This is a genomic window from Actinomadura sp. WMMA1423, assembly GCF_006547145.1.
Lineage (GTDB): Bacteria > Actinomycetota > Actinomycetes > Streptosporangiales > Streptosporangiaceae > Spirillospora.
The window spans coordinates 8120009-8142416 of the sequence record NZ_CP041244.1; the positions used below are offsets into that span (position 1 = coordinate 8120009).

Annotated in this window: 24 protein-coding genes; 8 read left to right on the forward strand and 16 right to left on the reverse strand. The window is 72.0% G+C overall.

Annotated elements, in window-relative coordinates; genetic code table 11:
• Positions 1 to 5 precede the first annotated feature (5 nt).
• The gene (locus tag FKD65_RS37635; protein ID WP_141583894.1) at positions 6 to 908 is read right to left on the reverse strand and encodes an RNA polymerase sigma-70 factor; all 903 of its coding nucleotides are present in this window, start codon (positions 906 to 908) and stop codon (positions 6 to 8) included.
• 179 nt (positions 909 to 1087) lie between these two features.
• Here FKD65_RS37635 and FKD65_RS37640 point away from each other — a divergent pair, with 179 nt between their 5' ends.
• Positions 1088 to 1855 (forward strand): SDR family oxidoreductase, encoded by a 768-nt coding sequence (locus tag FKD65_RS37640; RefSeq protein WP_141583896.1) that lies wholly within the window; start codon positions 1088 to 1090, stop codon positions 1853 to 1855.
• A gap of 5 nt (positions 1856 to 1860) precedes the next feature.
• On the opposite strand, the gene FKD65_RS37645 is transcribed toward FKD65_RS37640, so the two are convergent.
• The gene (locus FKD65_RS37645; protein ID WP_168221304.1) at positions 1861 to 2676 is read right to left on the reverse strand and encodes a SigB/SigF/SigG family RNA polymerase sigma factor; all 816 of its coding nucleotides are present in this window, start codon (positions 2674 to 2676) and stop codon (positions 1861 to 1863) included.
• A gap of 425 nt (positions 2677 to 3101) precedes the next feature.
• Between FKD65_RS37645 and FKD65_RS37650 the strand changes: the two genes are divergently transcribed.
• On the forward strand, positions 3102 to 3875 hold the full coding sequence (locus FKD65_RS37650) for a GAF and ANTAR domain-containing protein (RefSeq protein WP_205718393.1): 774 nt from the start codon (positions 3102 to 3104) through the stop codon (positions 3873 to 3875).
• A gap of 52 nt (positions 3876 to 3927) precedes the next feature.
• Here the strand turns inward: FKD65_RS37650 and FKD65_RS37655 are convergent, their stop codons facing one another.
• Positions 3928 to 4545: a hypothetical protein gene (locus FKD65_RS37655; protein ID WP_141583903.1), complete on the reverse strand. Its 618-nt coding sequence runs from the start codon at positions 4543 to 4545 to the stop codon at positions 3928 to 3930.
• A gap of 322 nt (positions 4546 to 4867) precedes the next feature.
• On the opposite strand from FKD65_RS37655, the gene FKD65_RS37660 reads away from it, so the two are divergent.
• Positions 4868 to 5734, forward strand: a complete 867-nt coding sequence (locus FKD65_RS37660) for a helix-turn-helix transcriptional regulator (protein ID WP_240809796.1) — start codon at positions 4868 to 4870, stop codon at positions 5732 to 5734.
• 29 nt (positions 5735 to 5763) lie between these two features.
• Here FKD65_RS37660 and FKD65_RS37665 read toward each other — a convergent pair whose 3' ends face one another.
• Together FKD65_RS37665 and FKD65_RS37670 are read right to left on the reverse strand one after the other, a co-directional pair.
• Complete coding sequence (locus tag FKD65_RS37665) at positions 5764 to 5973, reverse strand: DUF397 domain-containing protein (protein WP_141583907.1); 210 nt, start codon at positions 5971 to 5973, stop codon at positions 5764 to 5766.
• Between the two features lie 419 nt (positions 5974 to 6392).
• A complete protein-coding gene (locus tag FKD65_RS37670) occupies positions 6393 to 7193 on the reverse strand; it encodes an SAM-dependent methyltransferase (protein ID WP_141583909.1) in 801 nt (266 codons plus the stop codon).
• Between the two features lie 618 nt (positions 7194 to 7811).
• On the opposite strand from FKD65_RS37670, the gene FKD65_RS37685 reads away from it, so the two are divergent.
• Entirely contained in the window at positions 7812 to 8546 is a 735-nt protein-coding gene (locus FKD65_RS37685) for a class I SAM-dependent methyltransferase (protein WP_141583911.1), read from the forward strand.
• A 58-nt stretch (positions 8547 to 8604) separates the two neighbouring features.
• Here FKD65_RS37685 and FKD65_RS37690 read toward each other — a convergent pair whose 3' ends face one another.
• Complete coding sequence (locus tag FKD65_RS37690; RefSeq protein WP_240809797.1) at positions 8605 to 10230, reverse strand: acyl-CoA dehydrogenase family protein; 1626 nt, start codon at positions 10228 to 10230, stop codon at positions 8605 to 8607.
• A gap of 168 nt (positions 10231 to 10398) precedes the next feature.
• On the opposite strand from FKD65_RS37690, the gene FKD65_RS37695 reads away from it, so the two are divergent.
• The gene (locus FKD65_RS37695; RefSeq protein WP_240809798.1) at positions 10399 to 11100 is read left to right on the forward strand and encodes a DUF1707 domain-containing protein; all 702 of its coding nucleotides are present in this window, start codon (positions 10399 to 10401) and stop codon (positions 11098 to 11100) included.
• Positions 11101 to 11135: 35 nt separating this feature from the next.
• On the opposite strand, the gene FKD65_RS37700 is transcribed toward FKD65_RS37695, so the two are convergent.
• From FKD65_RS37700 to FKD65_RS37725, 6 genes are all read right to left on the reverse strand, one after another.
• Positions 11136 to 11351 (reverse strand): hypothetical protein, encoded by a 216-nt coding sequence (locus tag FKD65_RS37700; protein WP_141583915.1) that lies wholly within the window; start codon positions 11349 to 11351, stop codon positions 11136 to 11138.
• A gap of 41 nt (positions 11352 to 11392) precedes the next feature.
• Positions 11393 to 12139: a sirohydrochlorin chelatase gene (locus FKD65_RS37705; RefSeq protein WP_141583918.1), complete on the reverse strand. Its 747-nt coding sequence runs from the start codon at positions 12137 to 12139 to the stop codon at positions 11393 to 11395.
• Positions 12136 to 12846, reverse strand: coding sequence for a phosphoadenylyl-sulfate reductase (locus FKD65_RS37710; RefSeq protein WP_141583920.1), 711 nt, complete (start codon positions 12844 to 12846; stop codon positions 12136 to 12138). The genes FKD65_RS37705 and FKD65_RS37710 overlap by 4 nt, the downstream gene beginning before the upstream one ends.
• Positions 12843 to 13013, reverse strand: coding sequence for an Insertion element protein (locus FKD65_RS37715; protein ID WP_141583922.1), 171 nt, complete (start codon positions 13011 to 13013; stop codon positions 12843 to 12845). The genes FKD65_RS37710 and FKD65_RS37715 overlap by 4 nt, the downstream gene beginning before the upstream one ends.
• 16 nt (positions 13014 to 13029) lie before the next feature.
• Positions 13030 to 14682: a nitrite/sulfite reductase gene (locus FKD65_RS37720; protein ID WP_141583924.1), complete on the reverse strand. Its 1653-nt coding sequence runs from the start codon at positions 14680 to 14682 to the stop codon at positions 13030 to 13032.
• 287 nt (positions 14683 to 14969) lie between these two features.
• On the reverse strand, positions 14970 to 15155 hold the full coding sequence (locus FKD65_RS37725; RefSeq protein WP_141583926.1) for a hypothetical protein: 186 nt from the start codon (positions 15153 to 15155) through the stop codon (positions 14970 to 14972).
• Between the two features lie 243 nt (positions 15156 to 15398).
• Here FKD65_RS37725 and FKD65_RS37730 point away from each other — a divergent pair, with 243 nt between their 5' ends.
• The 3 genes from FKD65_RS37730 to FKD65_RS37740 are packed head-to-tail and all read left to right on the forward strand — an operon-like array spanning position 15399 to position 18432.
• Positions 15399 to 16460, forward strand: a complete 1062-nt coding sequence (locus tag FKD65_RS37730; RefSeq protein WP_240809799.1) for a YihY/virulence factor BrkB family protein — start codon at positions 15399 to 15401, stop codon at positions 16458 to 16460.
• A gap of 39 nt (positions 16461 to 16499) precedes the next feature.
• A complete protein-coding gene (locus tag FKD65_RS37735; protein WP_240809800.1) occupies positions 16500 to 17663 on the forward strand; it encodes an aryldialkylphosphatase in 1164 nt (387 codons plus the stop codon).
• Between the two features lie 34 nt (positions 17664 to 17697).
• Positions 17698 to 18432: a phosphoribosyltransferase gene (locus tag FKD65_RS37740; protein ID WP_141583928.1), complete on the forward strand. Its 735-nt coding sequence runs from the start codon at positions 17698 to 17700 to the stop codon at positions 18430 to 18432.
• 295 nt (positions 18433 to 18727) lie between these two features.
• Here FKD65_RS37740 and FKD65_RS37745 read toward each other — a convergent pair whose 3' ends face one another.
• The 4 genes from FKD65_RS37745 to FKD65_RS37760 form a co-directional block, all read right to left on the reverse strand.
• On the reverse strand, positions 18728 to 19024 hold the full coding sequence (locus FKD65_RS37745) for a WhiB family transcriptional regulator (protein ID WP_075901375.1): 297 nt from the start codon (positions 19022 to 19024) through the stop codon (positions 18728 to 18730).
• A gap of 186 nt (positions 19025 to 19210) precedes the next feature.
• Positions 19211 to 20125 carry a sucrase ferredoxin gene (locus FKD65_RS37750; RefSeq protein WP_141583929.1) on the reverse strand — a complete coding sequence of 305 codons (915 nt, stop codon included), beginning with the start codon at positions 20123 to 20125 and terminating at the stop codon, positions 19211 to 19213.
• Positions 20126 to 20215: 90 nt separating this feature from the next.
• Positions 20216 to 21781: a glycerol-3-phosphate dehydrogenase/oxidase gene (locus FKD65_RS37755; protein WP_141587332.1), complete on the reverse strand. Its 1566-nt coding sequence runs from the start codon at positions 21779 to 21781 to the stop codon at positions 20216 to 20218.
• 14 nt (positions 21782 to 21795) lie between these two features.
• The gene (locus FKD65_RS37760) at positions 21796 to 22404 is read right to left on the reverse strand and encodes a TetR/AcrR family transcriptional regulator (protein WP_141583930.1); all 609 of its coding nucleotides are present in this window, start codon (positions 22402 to 22404) and stop codon (positions 21796 to 21798) included.
• Positions 22405 to 22408 lie beyond the last annotated feature (4 nt).

Genomic DNA, 22408 nt, shown 5'->3' on the forward strand with positions numbered 1-22408 from the left:
GCAGGTCAGCGGTGAAGGAGGGTCTCCTGAGTCATGCGGGAGAGCTTCTCGGGGTTGCGGACGGCGTAGAGGCCGGTGACGCGGCCGTCGTCTATGCGGGTCGCCACGACGGTGTCGATCTCGCCGCCGCGGCTGACGACGAGGGCCGGGTGGCCGTTGACCCGCGTCGGGTGCAGGGAGACCGCGCCGGAGAGCCTGCCCAGCAGGTCGGCGACCTTGCCCGCCCCGACGACGGGCGCCAAGGCGGCGCGGACGACCCCGCCGCCGTCGGTCAGCAGGACGACGTCGGGCGCGAGGACGTCGAGCAGGCCCTGCAGGTCGCCGGTCTCGACCGCCCGCTGGAAGGCGCGGAGCGCGGCCCGGGTGTCGGACGGGGAGGCGGTGTCGCGGGGCCGGCGCGCGGCGACGTGCTTGCGTGCCCGGTGGGCGATCTGGCGGACCGCGTCCGGGTTCTTGCCCACGGCCTGGGCGATCTCGCCGTACTCCAGGTCGAACACCTCGCGCAGCACGAACACCGCCCGCTCGGTCGGCGCGAGGGTCTCCAGCACCAGCAGCATCGCCATCGACAGGCTCTCGGCCAGCTCGACGTCCTCGGCCACGTCGGGCGCGGTCAGCAGCGGCTCGGGCAGCCAGGGCCCGACATAGGACTCCTTGCGCCGGCGCAGCGTGCGCAGCCGGGTGAGCGCCTGCCGGGTGGTGGTCCGCACCAGGTACGCGCGGGGCTCCCGTACCCCTTCGAGATCGACGCCCGTCCACCGCAGCCAGGTCTCCTGCAGGACGTCCTCGGCGTCCGCGGCCGAGCCGAGCATCTCGTAGGCGACGGTGAAGAGCAGGTTGCGGTGCGCGACGAACGCCTCGGTGGCGGCGTCCATACGGCCACCGGTCGCGTCCTTTGTTCGTCCGTCCATGGCCCTCTCCCGTAACGCGTCCCTTGACGTGCACTGGACGCCGGGCCCCGTCCGTCTGTGACACGCAGGGGCAGTGGCGCACGTCACAAGCGGGCGCTGTCACGGGAGCGGGGGCCGCCGTCATCTCGTGTCCGGAGCCGCGTGGAGAGCCGCGCAGGCCAGGAGAACGGGAGATCCACATGAACGAGGACGCCGGGCGCCGGACGGTCGCGATGGTCACCGGGGCGAACAAGGGGATCGGCCGGGCGGTCGCCGAGGAGCTCGCCGCCCGGGGCATGACGGTCCTGGCCGGTGCGCGGGACCGCCGGCGCGGGGAGGAGGCCGCCGCGGCGCTGCGCGCGGCGGGCGGCGACGTGCACGCGGTCGTCCTGGACGTCACCGACACGGCCACGCTCCAGGAGGCCGCGACGTGGGTCGAGGAGCGTTACGGGCGCCTCGACGTCCTGGTCAACAACGCGGGCATCACCGGTTCGGGCCAGGTGACGCCCCAGGACGCCGTGGACCAGATTCCGAGCACGGTCGACCTGGAGATGGTCCGGGCGGTGTTCGAGACCAACGTCTTCGGTGTGATCGCGGTGACCAACGCCATGCTGCCGCTGCTGCGGAGGTCGCCGGCGCCGCGCGTCGTCAACGTCAGCAGCCACGCCGGGTCGATGGCCCTCACCGGCGACCCGGACGGTCCCTTCTCCGCGCTGCTGCCGTCGGCCGCCTACACGCCCTCCAAGGCGGCGCTGAACGCGCTGACCGTCCAGTACGCCAACGAGCTGCGGAAGGACGGAGTGCTCGTCAACGCCGTCGCCCCCGGCTTCGTCGACACCGACAGCAACGCCCACACCGGGCATCTCACCCCCGCGCAGGGCGCCGCCGTCGTTGTGCGTCTGGCCACGCTCGGACCGGACGGGCCCACCGCCGGCTTCTTCGGCGAGGACGGCCCGCTCCCCTGGTAGGGCCCTCAGGCCGGGAGCATGCCGTGGCGCAGCTGGAGCAGGGACTTGCTGAGCAGGCGGGAGACGTGCATCTGCGAGATGCCGAACCGTTCGGCGATCTGCGTCTGCGTCTGGTTGCCGAAGAAGCGCAGCAGGACGATGGTGCGCTGCCGTTCGGGCAGCTCGCTCAGCAGGGACCAGAGGGTCTTCCGCTCGACCACGTGCTGGAGGTCGGGGTCCTCGGCGCCCAGGTGGTCGACGATGAGGCTGGTGTCGGTATCGGAGGCGCCTTCCGCCGGGGCGTCGAGGGAGAGCGGGTTGTAGGAGTCCCACGCGATGATGGCCTCGGTGACCTCGTCCAGGCCGAGGCCGAGCAACTCGGCCAGCTCGCTGGGCGTCGGGGAGCGGCCGTTGTCCTGCGAGAACCGCTGGGTGGCGTCCACCAGCCGCGGGCGCAGCTCCTGGATGCGGCGCGTGACCCGGATGCCCCACGTCCGGTCCCGGAAGTGGCGGCGCACCTCCCCGAGGATGACGGGGTAGGCGTAGGCGTGGAAGTTGTCGCCGCGCTCGGGGTCGAAGCGGTTGATGGCCAGCACCAGACCGAGGTAGGCGACCTGCCGGATGTCCTCCAGGGGCTCGCCGCGGTGCGCGTAGCGCCGCGCGATCGACTCGACCATGGGGGCCTGCGAGTCGACGAGCATGGCCCTCAGCCGGCTCCGCCGCCCGGGGGAGGTCTCCGGGTGGTTCATCTCGTCCAGCAGCAGCTCGGCGGGGGGCGGTTCGGACCGGCCGGGGACGGCGGGCCTGGTCTCGTCCCTCACCGGTGCCTTGGCATGTGTCACAGAGGCTCCATCCTGGCGTCGAAGAGCGGGTGCCGTGCGGGGGGCTCCGCGGACGCGGACGAGGGCCGGGGGAGGCGGGCTCTTCCGCGACGGCGAGGCGGCTCGCATCCGTGGGCGGCGCGGACGCGCGGCGGCGTCCCGGGCGGCAGGAGCTGCGAGAGGGTGAAGGTCGTGCGCATGGGACCACCTCACTCGGAACGTCGAAGTGAAGTGGAGCCGCGCTGTTGGACCCCGGAAGACCGGATCGGTCGTCTCGACTCATCTCCCCATCCGCGGTGGCCTCAAACCGGCGGGGAGGGCCGCGGGCCCTGTGGCGAGGGGCGTTCGGCCCGTTGGCGGGCACGCAATAACATGCGATTGCGGCGGTCCCCCGGGGGATGACCGCGCTCACGAGCCGCCAGGTGACACGTTGGAAGGAGAACTCGGTGAACGACCGGCTCGCAACCGGCTCCGACCGCTTCCCGGACTCCGCCGGCCACATGGTGGAGCTGACCCGCTCCCTGCTGGAGGCGGAGACGGTCGACGGTGTTCTGCGGCGCATCCTCCTGGCCGCCCAGATCCTGGTGCCGGGCGCCGACATGGCCAGCATCACACTGCGGGAGCGCAACGGCGACCTGCGCACGCCGTTCCACAGCGACCCGGCGGCGGTCGAACTCGACCGGCTCCAGTACCGGCTCGGGGAAGGGCCGTGCCTGACCGCCGCCGACCCCGCGGGCGCCGCCTTCGCGCGCAGCGGCGACCTGGCGGCCGACCCCGCGTGGCCGGAGTTCGGCCCCGCCGCCGCCTCCCACGGCTACGCGTCCGTCCTGGCCACCGCCCTGCTGCTGCCCACGGAGTCGGACGAGGCCGTCGGTGCGCTCAACATCTACTCGCGGGGGCGCGAGACGCTGGACGGCATCGCCTGCGACACCGCGCTGCTGCTGGCCACGCACGCCTCCCTCGCCCTGGCCGTCGTCCGGACGGCGGCCGACGGCGCCCGCACCCGGGCCGAGGCCGAGAACCAGATGGTGAACCTGCGCAGGGCGCTCGACACCCGGACCGTGATCGGCCAGGCCACCGGCATCCTGATGGCCCGCCGCGGCCTCGACCGCGACAAGGCGTTCGAGCTGCTGTCCCGCACCTCGCAGAACCTCAACGTCCGGCTCGGCAGCCTGGCCGAGGGCATCGTCTCCACCCCCGAGGCCGCCGACGAGCTCTGAGGCCCTTCGGGGGCGCTCGACGGCGGCGGTTCCTGCCCGAGCTTCGTCGGCTTCAGGAGGCGAGGACGAGCGGTGACGGTACGTGCACGAACACCTGTTGGCGCCGGCCGCAGACCACGACGCTGTAATGCGGGTGGTAGTCACTGGCGTCGATGCCACCGTACTCGTGCCTGACGATCCCCCAATAGATCTCGCTGGAAACTGCTAAGACCATGGGCGCCGGAACCGACCGTAAGACCGCCTTGAGTTTCGGGGAATCCAGCATGCGGCATGCGACGTCCACCGCTTCCCCGATGCAGCCCGTTTCGTCGCACAGGATGTCACCGGCGTGTATCGCCGCGCGCACCCGCAGTTCTCGCCGCATGCGTTCGACAGAGGACAGCCCGAGGTTGTAGTCGGTGAGCTGCCGGGTCAGTTCCGGCACGAGCCGGGACAGCAGAAAGGTCTTGGGCACATCGTCCACCGGGCGGATCGGCAGGAGGATCCCGTCGCCGCGGTCGTCGAGGCGATCGTGCCGCTCCTCGCCCACACCCGCGTACTCCATCGCCTTGTTCAGGAACCCGTAGAGCAGATCACGCAGCTCTTTCTTGATCGGGTTGGTACGCAGGGGGGCGGTCGAACTCTCGATATCGAGGGCGAGGATGCTCCTGTGCACCGGATGGCTGGTCACTGAGCCGCTCCCATTCACACCCCGTGTCCTCCCGGCAGAGGACGTCGATCCCAGTGTCCGTACAGAGGCCAGAGTGTGCAACATGCACGCCGTGGAAGGATCCATCCGGCAAGGCGCACCTATCGGCCGTGGCTGCTACTTCTGACACCCGTAGCCATAATCACGCCCGTGTAGTGCTGGTATGTCGAGCATTGTGCCCTTCGGCGGGGTTCTGAGATTCTCTAATCCGATTGTGCAACTTGCATTGCAATCACCGAAGCCGCCTACGAGGATTGGGGGAGTCGACAAGAGCGCATGCTACCTACTGGAGGGTGGAGGCATCGTGGCAGCGGCCCCGAGTGTCCGACGGCGTCGCCTGGGCGCCGAACTCCGACGGCTTCGCGCCCGGCGCGACCTCACCGCCGACCATGTCGCCGCCCTGCTGGACTGGTCCCCATCCAAAATCAGCAGAGTGGAGACGGCCAGGATCGGCATCAGCGTCTCCGACGTGCGCCTCCTGCTCGACCTCTACGAGGTCGCGGGACAGCACAAGAGCGAGCTCCTGGCGCTGGCGGACGCCGCCACCCGGCGCGGCTGGTGGGCGCGGTACGCGAAGGACCTGATCTTCGCGGAGTTCGCGGCCTATGTCGCCCTCGAGGACGAGGCCGACTCCGCGGCGAACCATGTCACCTACAACATCCCGGGGCTTTTGCAGATAGAGGAGTACGCCTATCACATCATCGAAGGTGGAAGGAGCGCGTTCCAAGGGATTTCCGCGGCCCAGGCCGACCGGTTGGTCGAAGTGCGGATGCGCCGCCAGCAGATTCTGTATCGTGAGCATCCGCTGGACTTCTCGAGCGTCCTCGACGAATCGGTGCTGATGCGCTCCATCGGAAACCGGGGCACGATGCGGCGCCAGTTGACGAAGTTGATCGAACTGGCGGAGATGCCCAACATCGAACTGCGCATACACCCGCTGAAGGCCGCACACGTTCCGGTCTTCAACGAATCTTTCACGATCCTCAACTTCCTGCCCGCCCATGACGTGAACTTCCCGGAAGTTCTCTTCATCGACAGCGTCCAGTCGGCGGAGGTGCTCGACACCGACATCACCCGGCACTACCGTCTCGCGTGGGAAAGCTTCAAGTCGAGTTCTCTGTCGCCCCAGAAGTCCAGGGACCGCATCGCCGAGGCCGTCAAGGAGCTTTGAGAGGGCCTCGGCGACGCGCGCGGACGAAACTACGCGGTTCGCGAAGGGACCTCGGTTTTCGCCTGCTTGAGCAGGGCGTCGAAGGCGGCCGCGGAGAAGGTCAGGATCGGCCCGCCGTCGCCTCGCTTGGTGTCCCGGACCGCGATGTTCCCGTCCGGCATGCGCGCCGCTTCCACGCAATTTCCATCACCAACACAGAAAGTACTTCTTCGCCACAAAAGGGCATGTGCTGCCTGCATTGGCTACCCACTCTCTATGGAAAGGGTCTTCTCGGACATTGCACGACAAGACCACCCAACTGCACATTGGGCTACATTATGGATTCAAGCGGACGCCGATGGTTGACGCGCTCGTCGCCTAAAATATCCTGCCTGCTGGTCTGGTGGTGCTCTCATCCCATCCAGAACTAGACCAAATTCGGGAACCGACCTTCCTGGAATTCGTCCAGGAGTTCTGCGAGGTGTCCAGTCTTGATCAACAGTGCTGGCAGAGGCCGACGACTGTGACGAAGGTTACGACGTTGCCGTTCTCGCTGGTTCTGGGCAGATCCCGATGAACATGACCGACCACACGGTCGGGCGCGGTAGGTATGTGTTGTTTCGGGGGATAAGGCCGCATGGGGACACGGGTTCGGCGCCGCAGGAACCGCGGACGGGAATCAGGACTTGCGGCCGAGACCGCCCGTCATGAAGCGCACGTCGATGGTGCTGGCGTCCAGGACGGGCTCGTCGGGGCGCCACAGCGGAAGCGGGACGAGGCCGGGCGGCAGGATCTCCAAGCCGTCGAAGAACGCGGCCAGCTCGGCGGGGGTGCGGACGCGCCCGGAGCCGAGCTGCTCCAGGAGCTGCTTCTCCAGCGCGACGGATTCGGGGGCGTCGCCCAGGCGGGTGAAGTTGGTGATGAAGAAGAAGGAGCCGCTGGGCACCGCGTCCCGGAGCACCTGGACGATCTGGCCGGGCTTCTCCTCGTCGGCGAGGTGGTGCAGGATGCCGACGAGCATCACGCAGACGGGCTTGTCGAAGTCGATGAGCGCGCGGACCTCCGGCAGGCCGAGGAGGTCGCCGGGTCGGCGGATGTCGGCGGTCACCACGGTGGTGTTCGCGTTGTCGGCCAGGATCGCCCGGCCGTGCGCGAGCACGATCGGGTCGATGTCGACGTACACCACGCGGGCCTCTGGGTTGGTCTCCTGGGCGACCTCGTGGGTGTTGCGGACGGTCGGCAGGCCCGATCCCAGGTCGAGGAACTGGGTGATCCCCTCCTCGGCGGCGAGGTAGCGGACGACGCGGTGCAGCATCGCGCGGTTGTGCAGGGCGATGTCCCGCAGCTCCGGCATGATCGCGAGGCTCGCCTCGGCCACCGCCCGGTCCACCTCGTAGTTGTCCTTGCCGCCGAGCATCACGTCGTAGACGCGTGCCGCGGTGGGGACGCCGGTGGGAATCTGCGGGGACGACTCGGTCATGTGCACCTCAACGCTCAGGAGATCTTGCCCCGAATCGTAGCTTCGCGAGGCTCGTCCAGACTGCGAAAACCCCTATGCCCAAGGGCTTTTCGTGAAATCTGACGCTGCGACCCCGACCTCCGGTCCCGGGTCGTACGCGTCCGGGGCCGCCCGGCGCCCGCTCGGCCGTCGAGCCGGGCTCGGCGGCGGCCGGCCTTGACCGGAGAGGTGCCGTGGGCGGGGCCTGGATCCTGCCGTCAGGCCGTGTGACGCTAGGGCGAATATGTCAGGTAGCCCGCGTCGCCGCCCTGGTAGTAGGTGGCCTCGTCGGCGACGGCCAGCGGGAGTCCGAGCCTCAGACTTTCGACCAGGTCGGGGTTGGCTGCGCCGAGCGAGACGAACTCCGACGCGGCGTTGGAGCGGATGGCCCAGGAGCGCGACCGGCTCCGCGCACATCACCGACCTCATACGCACGCGCGAAGCCTTGGACGGGCTGATGGCCACCGCCCGAGCCTCCAGACCAAGGAGGCGTACGCCGGATAAAGAGGCGGCATCGGGTACTCGGCGGCGAGTTGGTCGTGCTGCACCGGTGTGTCGTAGCCCGCCCCCCAAGCGGCCGGTTCGTGGCAGAGTGGCGGGATGCCTGGCGCGCGGTACGGGATGGATGCGCCCTACGGATTCGGCTTCGTGGGCTTGGTGGTGCTGGGGTTCTGGGTGACCGGGCTGGTGATGGTGGTCACCGCCGATCTGGCCGCCGCGCTGCCCGCGCTGGTCTCCGGCACCCTGCTGGCGGGATGCCTCGCCCTGAGCCTGCACGTCACGCTGCGCGGCAAGTTCCTGGTCTGGCGGGACGTGCTGGACGAACTGGACCTGCGCGGCGACGAACGGCTGCTCGACCTCGGCTGCGGACGCGGCGCCGTCCTGCTGGCCGCCGCGCGGCGCCTCCCTCAGGGCCGGGCCGTCGGCGTGGACCTGTGGCGCGGACGGGACCAGTCCGGCAACACCCCGGCGGCGACCCTGCGCAACGCCCGCGCCGAAGGCGTCGCCGACCGCGTCCACGTGCAGGGGGGTGACCTGCGCAGGCTCCCGTACGCGGAGGCGAGCTTCGACCTGGTCGTGTCCAGCCTCACGGTGCACACCATCTTCGGCGCGGACGCCCGCGCCCAAGCGATCACCGAGGCGTACCGGGTGCTGCGGCCGGGCGGCCGCCTGCTGATCGCCGACCTGGCCCGGACCCCCCGCGAGTACGCCGAGGTGCTGGCCCGGCTGGATGCCGAGGACATAGGCGTGCGCGGCCTCGGCTGGCGCGCGTGGTGGGGCAGTCCGTGGGTCCCGACCCGCCTGCTCACCGCCCGCAAACCCGCCACCCCCTGAACACACCTACCGGCAAGAACCCGGCGGATTCCCCGGCTCGGCGACCTTGAGTGAGGATTCAGCCGACCTTCGGGGTGGCGCGGTCGATGATGGGGGCGACGTCCAGGCCTGGCGGCAGGGTGCCGAAGGCGCCGCCCCAGTCGCCGGCCAGGCGGGTGGCGCAGAAGGCGTCGGCGACCGCCGGGTGACCGTGCCTGACCAGCAGCGATGCCTGGAGGACTAGCGCCAGGTTTTCGGCTACTCGGCGGGCGCGGTACTCGATGGTCGTGGTGTCGGCGAAGCTCTCCTTGGCGTCCTTGATGGCCGCGTCGAGGCGCTTGTCGGCTCCTCGGGAAAGCTCGACCTCCTCGAAGAACGCCTCCAAGGTCTGCGGCTCGCGGAGCACGGCCCGCAGAATGTCGAGCGCCGCTACGTTGCCGGAGCCCTCCCAGATCGAGTTCAGGGGGGACTCTCGGAAGAGGCGGGGCATTCCGGAGTCCTCCACGTAGCCGTTGCCGCCCAGGCATTCGAGGGACTCGGCGGCGTGGGCGGGCCAGCGCTTGCAGATCCAGTACTTGCTGATCGCGAGGGCCAGGCGCTTGAAGGCGGTCTCGGACTCGCTGCCGCGCACCGAGCGGTCGGTGGCGCCCGCGAGGCGCAGCATCGTGGTGGTGGCGGCCTCGGACTCGATCGCGAGGTCGGCCAGGACGTTGCGCATCAGCGGCTGGTCGATCAGCGCCTTGCCGAACGCCGAGCGGTGGGCCGCGTGGTGGGCGGCGGTGGTGACGCCGAGGCGCATCCCGGACGCGGCGCCGATCACGCAGTCGAGCCGGGTCATGTTGACCATCTCGATGATGGTGCGGACGCCGCGGCCCTCGTCGCCGACCCGCCAGGCGACCGCCTCGTCGTACTCGACCTCGGAGGACGCGTTGGACCTGTTGCCGAGCTTGTCCTTCAGGCGCATGAGGCGCAGCGGGTTGAGACCGCCGTCCGGCAGGACGCGGGGGACGAGGAAGCAGGTCAGGCCGCCGGGCGCCTGGGCGAGGGTGAGGAACACGTCGCACATCGGGGCGCTGGTGAACCACTTGTGGCCGACGAGCCGGTACGTCCCGTCGGGCTGGGGCGCGGCCGTGGTGGTGTTGGCCCGGACGTCCGAGCCGCCCTGCTTCTCGGTCATGGACATGCCGGCGAGGAGGGCGGTCTTGGTGAGCGGGGGCCGCAGCCCGAAGTCGTACTCGGGCCGGGCCAGGAGCGGCTCGTACCGCGCGGCCAGCTCCGGCGACTGCCGCAGCGCGGGGACGGCGGCGTAGGTCATCGAGATCGGGCAGCCGTGCCCGGCGTCGACGCGCCAGGTGTAGAACTTCGCGGCGCGGGCGACGTGGGCGCCCTCGCGGGGGTCGGTCCAGGCCGAGCCGTGCAGGCCGTGCGTCACCGCGACCGTCATCAGCTCGTGCCACGCCGGGTGGAACTCGACCTCGTCGATCCGGTGCCCGCAGCGGTCGTGGGTGCGCAGGACGGGCGGGTGCTCGTTGGCGAGGCGCCCCCACTCCTGGGCCCGCTCGGTTCCGGCGAGGAGGCCGAGCTCGCGCACCTGCGCCTCGGCCCATCCGGCGCCCTCGCGGTGCAGCCCGTCCAGCAGGGCCGCCTCGTCGGACACGTCGTGCCCGGCGAGCGGGGGGACCTGGTTGAACACCTCGTGCGTCACGTGCTCTCCCAACGTTCGTGCCGTCCACCCGCAGAATACAGAACGAGGTTCGGACAAGAACTTGATCATGCCTCTGGGGTGGCCGGACGTCCATCCTCCTCAGGTGGTGGGGCGATCTCGTCCGCGCGGCGGATTGTCCGGGGCCGCGGGGGGCATACCTTCGAAATCATGAGTCAGTCCAGTCCGCAGCCGGAGCGGCCCTGCCCGAGCCGCCCGCTGGAGCGGCGGCCGGACGCCGGATCCGTCCCCCGGCCGGTCGACGCGGCGAGCGCGCCCGACACGGTGCGGGCGTCCGACGCCGAGCGCGAGGCCGTGGTCGAGGAGCTGCGGATCGCGTCGGTGGAGGGAAGGCTCACCTTCGAGGAGCTGACCGAGCGCACCGAGGCCGCCTACGCGGCCGTCACCCGCGGCGACCTCGAACCCATCACCGCCGACCTGCCCGGCATGGGCGCGCCCGGCGCGAACCCGGCGCCCGTGCAGGTCAAGCGCAAGTTCACCGCCGTCATGGGCGACTGCAAGGAGCGCATCGTCGGCCGCATCGACGGCCCGCTCGAGGCCGTGTCGGTGATGGGCGACGTCGAGCTCGACCTGCGCGGCGCGCAGGTCCCCACCGGCGAGGTGCACATCTCCGCGACCGCCGTGATGGGCGACGTCAAGATCATCGTTCCGGACGGCGTCAGCATCGAGCTGTCGGGACACAACTTCCTCGGCGACCGGCGGGTCGCCGTCCGCGATCCGCACCCCGGCGCCCGCGTCCCCGTCGTCCGCATCACCGCGCACGCCGTGATGGGCGACATCAAGATCGTCGACGATGAGCACCACGCGCCGCTCCGCCGCGCCATCACCACCTGGTGGAACGACCGCAAATGAACCCGGGCGCCCGGGGCCGCGTTCCCGCCGGGTGGTCAGCGGGAGTCGTCGTGCGCTTCGGCCTCCTCGACGCCCGCCTCGTCCGGGGGCAGGCTGTCGGGGTGCTCGTAGCGCACGCCGGGGGTGCCGGTGCCGCTGGTCTCCTCGCCGTCCGGGACGGTGCGTCCGCGGGCGTCGGAACCCTCGTTCACCGGGGCGAAGCGGCGGTCGTCGGTCTTCTCGGGCTCGTGGCCGGGTTCCTCTCGCGTCATGGGACCCCGCATACCCGGCCGCGGGCGGGTCGAACGCCCGATCAGACGGCGGCCGCCGCGCGGGGGGCCTCCAGCGCCTCGGCGTAGCGGCGGACGATCAGGTCGGCGACCTCCGGCGCCGCGCCGAGGGCGGGGGAGACCGCGGCGGCGCCGGCCGCCACGGACTCCCGGCGGACCTTGTCGACGAAGTGGCCCGGGGCGAGGATGTACGACGCCACCGCGACGCGCGGCGCGCCCGCGTCGAGCAGGGCCCGCACCGCGTCGCCCGGCGAGGGACGGGCGGCCGTCGCGTACGCGGGCACCACGTCCCGCCAGCCGCGCGCACGCCACCGCCGCGCCAGCCCCGCCACCGTGGCGTTGGCGGACGCGTCGCTGGAGCCCGCCGAGGCGAGGACGACCGCCGTGCCGGGGTCTCCGGGCGCCACGCCCGCCTCGGCCAGGCGCCGCTCCAGGGCGTCCAGCAGCAGCGGGTGCGGGCCCAGCGTGTCCGCTGTGCGCAGGGCGAGCCGCGGGTGCCGACCCCGCACCCGGTTCAGGACGCCCGGGATGTCGGTCTTGCTGTGGTAGGCCGCGGTGAGGAGCAGGGGCAGCACGACCGCCTCGTCCGCCCCGCCCCGGGCCAGGCCGTCCAGCACCCGGTCGGGTGCGGGCGGCGCGTGGTCCAGGAACGACGCGTGCACGGGCACGTCCGGGCGGCGCGCCCGGACGGCGTCGAGCAGCGCGGCGACGGTCGCGGCGGCGCGGGGGTCCCGGCTGCCGTGCGCCACCGCGACCACGGGGGCGTTCACAGGTGGATGCCGCACTCGGTCTTGCCCATCCCGGCCCACCGGCCGCTGCGCGGATCCTCGCCCGGCGCCACCGGACGGGTGCACGGCGCGCAGCCGATCGAGGGGTAGCCGTCGTAGTGCAGCGGGTTGACGAGCACCCCGTTGTCCTCGATGTAGTTGTCCATCTCCTCCTGGGTCCAGTCGAGGATCGGGTTCACCTTGACCATGCCGCGCTTGCGGTCCCACTCGACGACCCGCCGGTCGCGGCGGCTCGCGGTCTCGTCCCGCCGGATGCCGCTGAACCAGGCCATGTAGCCCTCCAGCGCGCGGCCGAGCGGCTCCACCTTCCGCAGGTGGCAGCACAGGTCGGGGTTGCGGCCGTGCAGGCGCGGCCCGAGCGCCGCCTCCTGCTCCTCGACCGTGCGGGACGGGGTGACGTTGATGACGTTGACCGGGTAGACGGCCTCGACGGCGTCGCGCGTCCCGATCGTCTCGGCGAAGTGGTAGCCGGTGTCGACGAACAGCACGTCGATGCCCGGCTTCACCTTCGACACCAGGTGGATCAGAGCCGCGTCCGACATGGACGAGGTGAGGCAGATGCGGTCGCCGAACGTGGCGGCCGCCCACCGGATGACCTCGAGGGTGGGGGCGCCCTCCAGGGCGGCGGCGGCCGACTCGACGATGTCCTCAAGGTCGAGCGTGGGTCTGTCGGTCTCCAGCAGGGTCACCGGGGGACCTCCTTGCTCGCGGTGCGGGGGGCGCCGACACCGAGGAATTTCAGGCTGAAGGAACGGACGCAGTCGGGGCAGAACCACGTGCCGGGCGTCTCTCCGCCGGGCTCAAGGCTCTCCTCGCCGCAGTACGGGCAGTAGAAGGGCGTCATCCGCTCGCTCACGCGCGATCACCCCGGCTCACTTGAGGTCGGAGTCGTCGGCGCGGTGCACCCACTCGGCGAAGGTCTCGCCGCCGGCGCGCTGCTCGTCGAACCTGCGCACGACGCGCTCGACGTAGTCGGTGAGCCCGGCCGAGGTGGTCTTCAGCCCGCGGACCTTCTTGCCGAACGAGGCGCCGAGGCGCCCGCCGAGGTGGATCTGGAAGCCCTCGACCTGCTCGCCGTCGTCGTCCACGACGAGCTGGCCCTTCAGCCCGATGTCGGCGACCTGGATGCGGGCGCAGGCGTTCGGGCAGCCGTTGACGTTGATCGTCAGCGGCTGGTCGAAGTCGGGGAGCCGCTTCTCCAGGTCGTCGATCAGGTCCATCGCGCGCTGCTTGGTCTCGACGATCGCGAGCTTGCAGTACTCGATGCCCGTGCACGCCATCGTCTGGCGGCGGAAGGTGGACGGCCGGACCTGGAGGTCGTGCTCGGCCAGCGCGTCGGCGAGCGCCTCGGTGCTCTCCTCCGGGACGTCCAGGATGACCATCTTCTGCTCGTTGGTCGTGCGGACCCGGCCGGAGCCGTAGCGCTCGGCGAGGTCGCCGATGACGCCGAGCAGCTCGCCGTTCACGCGTCCGACGCGGGGCGCGAACCCGACGTAGTGGGCGCCGTCCTTCTGCGGGTGGATCCCGACGTGGTCGCGGCGGGCGAGCGGCGCGGCGGGCTCGGGGCCGTCCGGCAGCGCGTACCCGAGGTACTCCTTCTCCAGCACCTCGCGGAACTTCGCGACGCCCCAGTCCTTCACCAGGAACTTCAGCCGCGCGCGGCTGCGCAGCCGCCGGTAGCCGTAGTCGCGGAAGATCGAGGTGACGCCGTGCCACACCTCGCTCGCCTGCTCGGGCTTGACGAACACGCCGAGGCTCTGCGCGAACATCGGGTTGGTGGACAGCCCGCCGCCGACGAACACCTGGTAGCCGGTCTCGCCCGCGTCGTTCACCACGCCCGTGAACGCGATGTCGTTGATCTCGTGGACCGTGCAGTGCGACGTGCAGCCCGACATCGCCGTCTTGAACTTGCGCGGCAGGTTGGAGAACTCGGGCGAGCCGATGAAGCGGTCGTGGATCTCGCGCAGCTGCGGGGTCGCGTCGACGACCTCGTCCGCCGCGATCCCGGCCAGCGGACAGCCGATGATCACGCGCGGCACGTCGCCGCAGGCCTCCATCGTGTGCAGCCCGACCGCCTCCAGGGCCTCCCAGATCGCCGGGACGTCCTCGATCCGCACCCAGTGCAGCTGGACGTTCTGGCGGTCGGTGATGTCGGCGGTGCCCCGCGCGTACCGGGTGGAGACGTCCGCGATCGTGCGCAGCTGCGGGCCGCTCAGCTGACCGCCGTCGATGCGCACCCGCATCATGAAGTAGCGGTCCTCGAGCTCCTCGTCCTCCAGCGCGCCGGTCTTGCCGCCGTCGATGCCGGGCTTGCGCTGGGTGTACAGGCCCATCCAGCGGAACCGGCCGCGCAGGTCGGAGGGGTCGATCGAGTCGAAGCCGCTCTTGGAGTAGATGTCGATGATCCGGCGGCGGACGTTCAGGCCGTCGTCGTTCTTCTTGTTCTCTTCGTTCTTGTTGAGCGGTTCGCGGTAGCCGAGGGCCCACTGGCCCTCGCCCTTCTTGCGTTTGGTCGCGGGTGGCACGGCGCGCGTCCTCATCTGTGGTCGTGAGGGACGCGCGGCGCACCGGCGCTCTGAGGCAGCCGGCTCGACGCTGAGCAGGGTGAGGTCAAAGGTGACGCCGATGCGCCACGCGCCCGGCTGTACAGGGGCGTGGTCGGAGCGTCACCTACAGATCGCGCTGCGGACGCGGAGGAAGTCGACGTGCCGGCGCTTGGCCAGCAACGGGTCCGCGGCAGTCATACCTGAACTGTGACACGGCGTCTCGCGGACTGTCCAGTGACGTCCGGCATGCGGACGCGTGAGATGCGTCATCCCTGCCGCCTCCAGTTCACCTGGGGTTCGGCCTCGCCGGCGGCGGCGGAATCCGCGCCGGACGGGACCGCCGGACGCTCGGGGGAGGACGGCGCGGCGGGGGCGGGGTGGTGCTGGCAGTCGCACCAGGACCCGCCACGGCACTTCTCGTGGTGGCGCTCGCGGCACGACTGGCAGATCATGTCTTCTATTGTCACTCATGAAGGCAAATGCCCGGTTTCTCGTGGTCGGGCGCAGATGATCATGGTCTGGATGACGTTCCGTGCCGTCATAGCGGGTATGGGCCAAGGGATGTGCACGGATCGGGCGGCACGCCTGCGAGACGACCGGGCGGGGGAGGCGATCGCCACGCCACGCGCGAAGCGGACCAGTGAAGTGGGCGATGCGGCATGCTCCGGGCGCACAACCCTCTACGGTGGGGCGGTGTGACCACCGTCTCCGACGCAGCGGGCACCCCCCGGGCCGGGGACTCCCCTTCCGGACAGGACCCGGAAGGCCCGCGGCGGCGCCTGCGCGGCCGCCGCGACCGCATCGCCGCCCGCGTGCGCGCCGACGCCCGGACCGCGGCGGGGATCTCCTGGACGCTGACCAAGGGCACCGCGATCGGCGGGTTCCGCTACCGGGTCACCGGCCTCGCGGCGGAGGCCGCGTTCTTCGCCCTGGTCTCGCTGCCGCCCCTCGTCATCGGGCTCATCGGCACGATGGGCCACCTGCGCGGCCTGTTCGGCGAGCAGACGATCGCGGAGGTGCGCTCCTGGGTGATCGAGCAGGCCCAGACGGTGCTGACCGGCCCGACCGTCAAGACGGTCGTCATCCCGCTGATCGACGACGTGATCAAGGGCGGCAGCCCCGACATCGTGTCGGTCAGCTTCCTGATCTCCCTGTGGGCGGGGTCGCGGGCGACGAACGTCTACGTCGACACGATCACGATCGCCTACGGGCTCTCGGGCGTCCGCGGCGTGATCCGCACCCGGACGCGGGCGTTCGTGCTCTACCTCATCGGGCTGCTGACCCTGATCGTCGTGATCCCGATGCTGGTGGCCGGGCCCGCGCTGGTCCGGCAGGTGCTGCCGGAGAGCGCCGAGGCCGTCCAGGCCCTGTACTGGCCGGTCGTGGTGAGCCTGTCGATCGTCTTCCTCTCCCTGCTGTACCACATGAGCGTCCCGGTGCGGACGTCCTGGTGGCGCCAGACCCCCGGCGCCGCGCTGGCGCTGCTGATCTGGATCGTGGGCAGCTTCGTCCTGCGGATCTACCTGGCCGGCTCGCTCAGCGGGGTGTCGGTGTACGGGTCGCTGGCCGCCTCGATCGCGCTCCTCGCCTGGCTGTACGTGGCGGCGCTCGCGGTGCTGATCGGGGCCGCGCTGAACGCCGAGATCGACCGGCTCTGGCCCAGCGGGGACACCGCCCGGATCCGCGCCGAGCTGGAGGCGCAGGGCGACCAGGTGCCCCGGGACCAGGGCGCGACGGATAAAAACCACTCCGATTGAGGTCCTGAAAAGGGGAAACATGTCGTAGCCTCGCGTGACATGACCCCCCGTGAGGAGACCGGCCGGCTCCGGACCGTGACCGGCACGATCGCGACGTCCGACATCACCGGGCCTGTGCTCTCCCACGAGCACCTCCAGCTGGACCTGCGCTGGCCTGCGCGCCCCAAGCTGGCCGCCTCCGACCCGGGCCGCTGGCTGGACGAGGAGAAGGCCGTCCAGCGGGAGCTGAACACCCTGCGCAAGGAGCACGGCCTCGGCCTCGTCGTCGACCTCACCTGCTCGGGGATGGGGCGCAACGCCGCCGCGCTCGCCCGCATCAGCGCGGGCGCCCGGGTCGCCGTGGTGGCCGGGACGGGCGTGTTCACCGAGCCCTTCCACCCCCCGTTCGTCCGCGAGGTCCTCGCGCCCGGAACGACGGCCCCCTTCGAGAGGACGACCCCGCAGCCTCCCGAGACCCCTCGGTACGAGTCGCGCCATTCCGGAGAGTCGAGCCCCCAGTACGACTCGCGTCATTCTGCGGGGACGACCCCCGAGACCCCCCGGTTCGAGGCGCGTCATTCTGGGGGGACGACCCCTCAGACCCCCCGGTTCGAGTATGAGGGCCCCTCCGCGGTCGACCGGCTCGCCGAGCGGCTGCTCGCCGAGGTCGGATTCGGCATGGACGGCACGAACTCGCTGCCCGGCGTCATCGGCGAGATCGGCACCTGGGGCGAGGCGCCGACCGAGACCGAGGAGCTGTGCCTGCGCGCCGCCGCCCAGGCCGGCCGCTACTCCGGGCTGTCGGTGGCGACCTACGGGCGGGCGGGCCTCGCCCAGCTGGAGATCCTGACCTCCGCCGGGCTGGCCCCCGAGCGCGTCGCGGTGGGGCAGCAGGACCGGGTGGACGACCCCGCCCAGCACCGCAAGATCGCCGAGTCGGGCGGCTACGTCTCGTTCGGCACGCTCGGCCTCGCGGGGACCGACCCCGCCGCCGTGGGAGCGGGCGTCCGCCGCGTCCTGGACCTGCTGGAGGCCGGGCACGCCGACCGGGTGCTGCTGAGCACCGGCGTCTCCCGGATGGCCCAGGTCGCCCGCTACGGCGGCGCCGGGTTCGGATACCTCTTCGAGACGTTCCTGCCCGCGCTGCGCGCCGCGGGCGCCGACGAGGCGACCCTCAAGACGATCCTGCGCGACAACCCGCTGAGGTGGCTCACGGGTACGTGAGTGGGTAGGGGAGACCCCGGAAGGGGGTGCGCCGATGTCCTGGAGCGGATTCGCGGGCGGAGGCGGCGCGCGGGCGGGCACCGTCCGGCTCCCCTACACCGACCGCGCCGAGGCGGGCCGGGTGCTCGCGCTGCGGCTCGCCGCGATGGGCCTGGACGGGGCCGTGGTCCTGGCGCTGCCGCGCGGCGGCGTCCCCGTCGGCCACGAGATCGCGCGGAGCCTCGGGGCGCCGCTCGACGTGCTGGTGACCCGCAAGATCGGATATCCGCCGCAGCCGGAGCTCGGCGTCGGGGCCATCGCCGAGGGCGGCTCCCCGGTGTTCGACACCGGCCTGCTCGCCCGGCTCGGGCTGAGCGAGGAGGACCTGGCCCCCACCGTCGCCGCCGAGCGCGCCGAGCTGGACCGCCGGGTGGCGGCCTACCGGGGCGGCCGCCCGCTGCCGCGCGTCACCGGGCGCCCGGTGATCGTGGTGGACGACGGCCTGGCCACCGGCGGAACCGCCCGCGCCGCCGTGCGCGCAGTGCGCGAGAGGGGCCCCTCGCGGCTGGTCCTCGCGGTGCCGGTGGGCGCCGCCGAGACCGTCCGGAGCCTGGAGGCGGAGGTGGACGACCTCGTGGTGCCCGCCGCGCCCTGGGACTTCCGCGCCGTGGGGCAGTGGTACCGCGACTTCGAGCAGCTCACCGACGCCGACGTGACGGCCTGGCTGGAGCACGCCGCCCGCGCGGGCGGCGACGCCCCGGGCGGGGCGCCGGGGCCGGGCCGGGCGTGACCTTCCCGGGGCCGGAACCGGTGTGAGCCGCCGGGCGCGCGGTGTGAATGGCGTCCCATGGATTTCCGGGAAATGGCCACATCGGCGAGGCCGGTGCGGTAAAAGGCCGACCCGGCGGAATGTCGAGGGCCGATGTGACCGGGTCGTGACGCAGATGTGACGAAGAGCCCGGGCCCGGTCGGGAGGGACCGGGCCCGGGCAACGCAAACGGCCCCGCGGGGCGGGGCCGTGACGTTTTTCAGGTGGCGTGCCGGGGATCGCGATGGGAGCGTTCTGACCGCCTGTGCCTACTCGTTCAGGCTGCGTTGGCGCGACGCATGCGACGACGGCGCTCGGATGCGCGCTCGTCCTCGTTCAGGCCGCCCCAGGTGCCGTACTTCTCGGGCCGGGACACCGCGTAGTCCAGGCAGTCCGTACGGACCGGGCAGCCCATGCAGATCTGCTTGGCCTTGCGCTCGCGGATCTCGCGCTCGGGCTGGCGCTCGCCGTCGGGGCCGAAGAAGAGGACGAGGTCTTCCCCCCGGCACGCCGCGGCGTCCTGCCAGCCCCAGCTGGGACGAGGGAGGTTTGCCTGCCGACGTACCTGAGCCATGGAACACCCACCTTGATTGGTTTCGAACAAATTCGGGACATGGACGCTCGACGTACTTCGGATGACAAGAGTCAGAGAAGCGCCGAATGTTCCAACGTCTGGAGTTGCCGCTCTGTTCCCCGTCCGGTTGCTCCGGAAACCTGGGGACGTGCGACAGGGAGACCCTCGAATGGGGCCTCCGAGAGATTACACGAGGGCCGCCTCGTTGAGAAGGGTGAGTTCCCTAACAACGTAGGTTCTCTGGTTCTCCCCGCAGTCGCTCCCGCACGGGTCGGGCTGCTGGACGGCTTCGAGGATCACCCGGTAACGGCTCCGCCTCACATGAACGACGGCTTCGTACCGGCTTGTTCCGGGGATTCCAGTGACCGACACCACGGTCGCGTCGTCCACCCCTAGCCTCCCCGTGTGCGCGCGGGCGAAGTGCTCCGCGGCCTGCGCCGGCTCGGGCGTGCCGGCCCGTCCGCGCAGCCTGGGGAGGGAGACCTCGCCGCGCAGGTAGGCGTCCGCTGCCGCGTTCGCCTCCGTCTCGCCGAGGTCGCCGTACAAGAATCCGTGGGGAAGACATACCAAATTCGCCGCAAATCGGTCACCGCCGACATGGGTGGTTTCCCAGATCAGGCGCTCGAAACGCGTCGCGAGGGAACGGGCCAGCGGTGCGCCGGTGCGGGCGCAGCAGGCGTTGCGGCGCCCGTGCGTGCAGACCAGCAGGACCGGCTCCGCCACCCGCTCCCCGAGGCCGGGGGACCGGCCCGCGGCGAGCGCGGCCAGGTCGAGCGCCGCCAGCTCGGCCGGATCGGCCAGCTCGCGCCCCTCGATCCACACGTCGCCGCCCCGGGAGAAGCAGGCGTAGACCTGGAGCGGCGGGGTCGCGCGGCGGCGGCCCGTCCGCCGGATCAGCTGCGGCCGGACGCCCGCCCTCTTGGCGGCCCGGACGGCCCCGGCCACCGGGGCCGGGTCGGCGAGGTCCTCGACGCGCTCCGGCCAGGGGCCCGGGTGCTCGATGAGCAGCCAGGCGCCCGCCTTCGCGGTCGCCGTCGCCAGGCACGGCCGCTCCCCGGTGTGGCTCCCCGGGCAGTGTCCGCAGCTTCTGCCGCGCGTCACGCGTTCCCCCCGCCGATCCTCGTCATCGCCGGCGGCCTCGTCATCCCCGCCGGATTCCCCGTCGATCCGAAACGATTAGGTAAGGGTAACCTAAGGCGCGACGGGCAAACCCGGCGGGGTCGCCAGCAGCGCCTCGGCGGCGGGCAGCGCGGCCTCCCGGTCGGCCGCCACGAGGCCGATCCGGGTGCGCCGGTCCAGGAGGTCGCCCGCGTCGAGGGCGCCCTCGTGCAGCACGCCCCAGGCCAGCTCCGCGCCGGTCACCGGCAGTCCGGGGACGACCGGCTCCAGCAGCGCCGCGTCCCGCCTCCCCATGGCGGCCAGCAGCGGCGCCTCGGTGCCGTACCGCTGGACGAGCCGGGCCGGCGCGTCCAGGACGTCAAGCCGGGCGCGCGGAGCCGCGCCGACGAGGGGCAGCCGCGCGGTCCGGCTGGGCCCGGCGGTCAGGCCGCGGGCCCGCACGAGCGCGTCCACGGCGTCCTCGGCCATGCGCCGGTAGGTGGTCAGCTTGCCGCCGACGATCGTGACGACCCCGTCCGGAGACGTCAGGACGGCGTGCCGGCGGGAGATGTCGGCGGTGTCGCCGCCGCGCCCGAGGTCCAGCAGCGGCCGGAGCCCGGCGTAGGCGCCGATCACGTCGGCGCGCCGCACCGGGACGTCCACCGCCGAGTCGAGGACGTCGAGCAGGAACCCGATCTCGCCCTCGGTGGGCTCCGGCACGTCCGGGACGGGCCCGTCCGCCGGCTCGTCGGTGAGGCCGACGTAGACGCGGCCGTCGCCCTGCGGCAGCACCAGCAGGAACCGGTTGCTCTGGCCCGGGATCGGGACGTGCATCGCGGCGGTGAGCCCGCGCAGGGTCTCGGCCCGCAGCACCAGGTGCGTGCCGCGGGACGGGCGCAGCCGCACCCCGTCCACCAGGCCGCCCGCCCACACCCCGGCCGCGTTCAGCACGGCCCGCGCCCGCACGGTGAACTCCCGGCCGGTCGTCTCGTCGCGGACGAGCGCGCCGTCGCCCGCCAGCTCGACGGCGCGGCAGCGGGTGAGGATCCGGGCGCCGTGCCCCGCGGCGGTCCGGGCGAGCGCGGTGACGAGGCGGGCGTCGTCGGCGAGCTGGCCGTCCCACGACAGCAGCCCGCCGCGCAGCCCGTGCGGGCGCAGGGCGGGCGCGAGCCGGAGCGTCTCGACGGCCGACAGCCGGCGCGGCCCCGGCAGCACCGAGCGCGGGGTGCGCGCGGCGACCCGCAGCAGGTCCCCTGCGCGCATGCCGCCCGCGGACAGCAGCGCCTGCGAGCGGGACACCATCGGGGTCAGCGGCAGCACGAACGGGAGCGCCCGCACCAGGTGGGGGGCGGTGCGCGTCATCAGCGTGCCGCGCTCGACCGCGCTCTCGTGCGCGACGTCCACCTGCCCGGACGCCAGGTAGCGCAGCCCGCCGTGGATGAGCTTGGAGCTCCACCGCGAGGTGCCGAACGCCAGATCCCGGGCGTCGATCGCGGCGACCGACAGGCCGCGGGAGGCGGCCTCCAGCGCGGCGCCCGCCCCGGTGGCGCCGAGCCCGACGACCAGCACGTCCACCACCTCCCCGGGCAGTGCGGCGATCTCGCGCTCCCGGCGCGCGGCGTTGAGCGAGGTCCGGGGGTCCGGTCCGGCGGCGTTCATGGCGCGGGTCGTGTTCACGGCGCGAGGGTCCTTTCCAGGATGTGGCGGAGTTCGGCGTCGAACGCGTCGGCGTCGACCTCGGGGTCCTGTGCGTCGATCATGATCTGCGCCGACAGCCCGAACGACTGGACGACCAGCAGAAGCGCGCGGGCCTGCCGGGCGGGGTGGCCGGCCCGGATCGTGCCGTCGCGGTGGCCGGCGGAGACGGCCTCCTCGAACCACGCGAGGAAGGCGTGCTGGCTGGCGCCGCAGCGGTCGAGCAGGTAGGGCAGCAGCAGCTCCGGGTCGACCTCGATGATCTTGCGGAGCAGCGGGTGGTCGCGGAACGTCCGCACGCCGGTGACCAGGCCGTCCACCAGCCGGGGCCGGACGGGACGGCCGTCGTCGGGGGGCTGCAGCGCCTCGCCGATCCCGGTCCACTCGCGGGTCATCAGGTCGGCGACGATGGTGCGGACGTCCGGCCAGCGGCGGTAGAGGGTCATGCGGGAGACGCCGGCCCGGCGCGCGATGTCGGTCAGCGTCGTGCGGCGCACCCCGACCGCGAGCACGCAGTCGCGCGCGGCGTCCAGCACGGTGTCGTCGGCGGTCCGCGCCGCCGTCCTGTTGTGACGATTCGACGTCATGTGT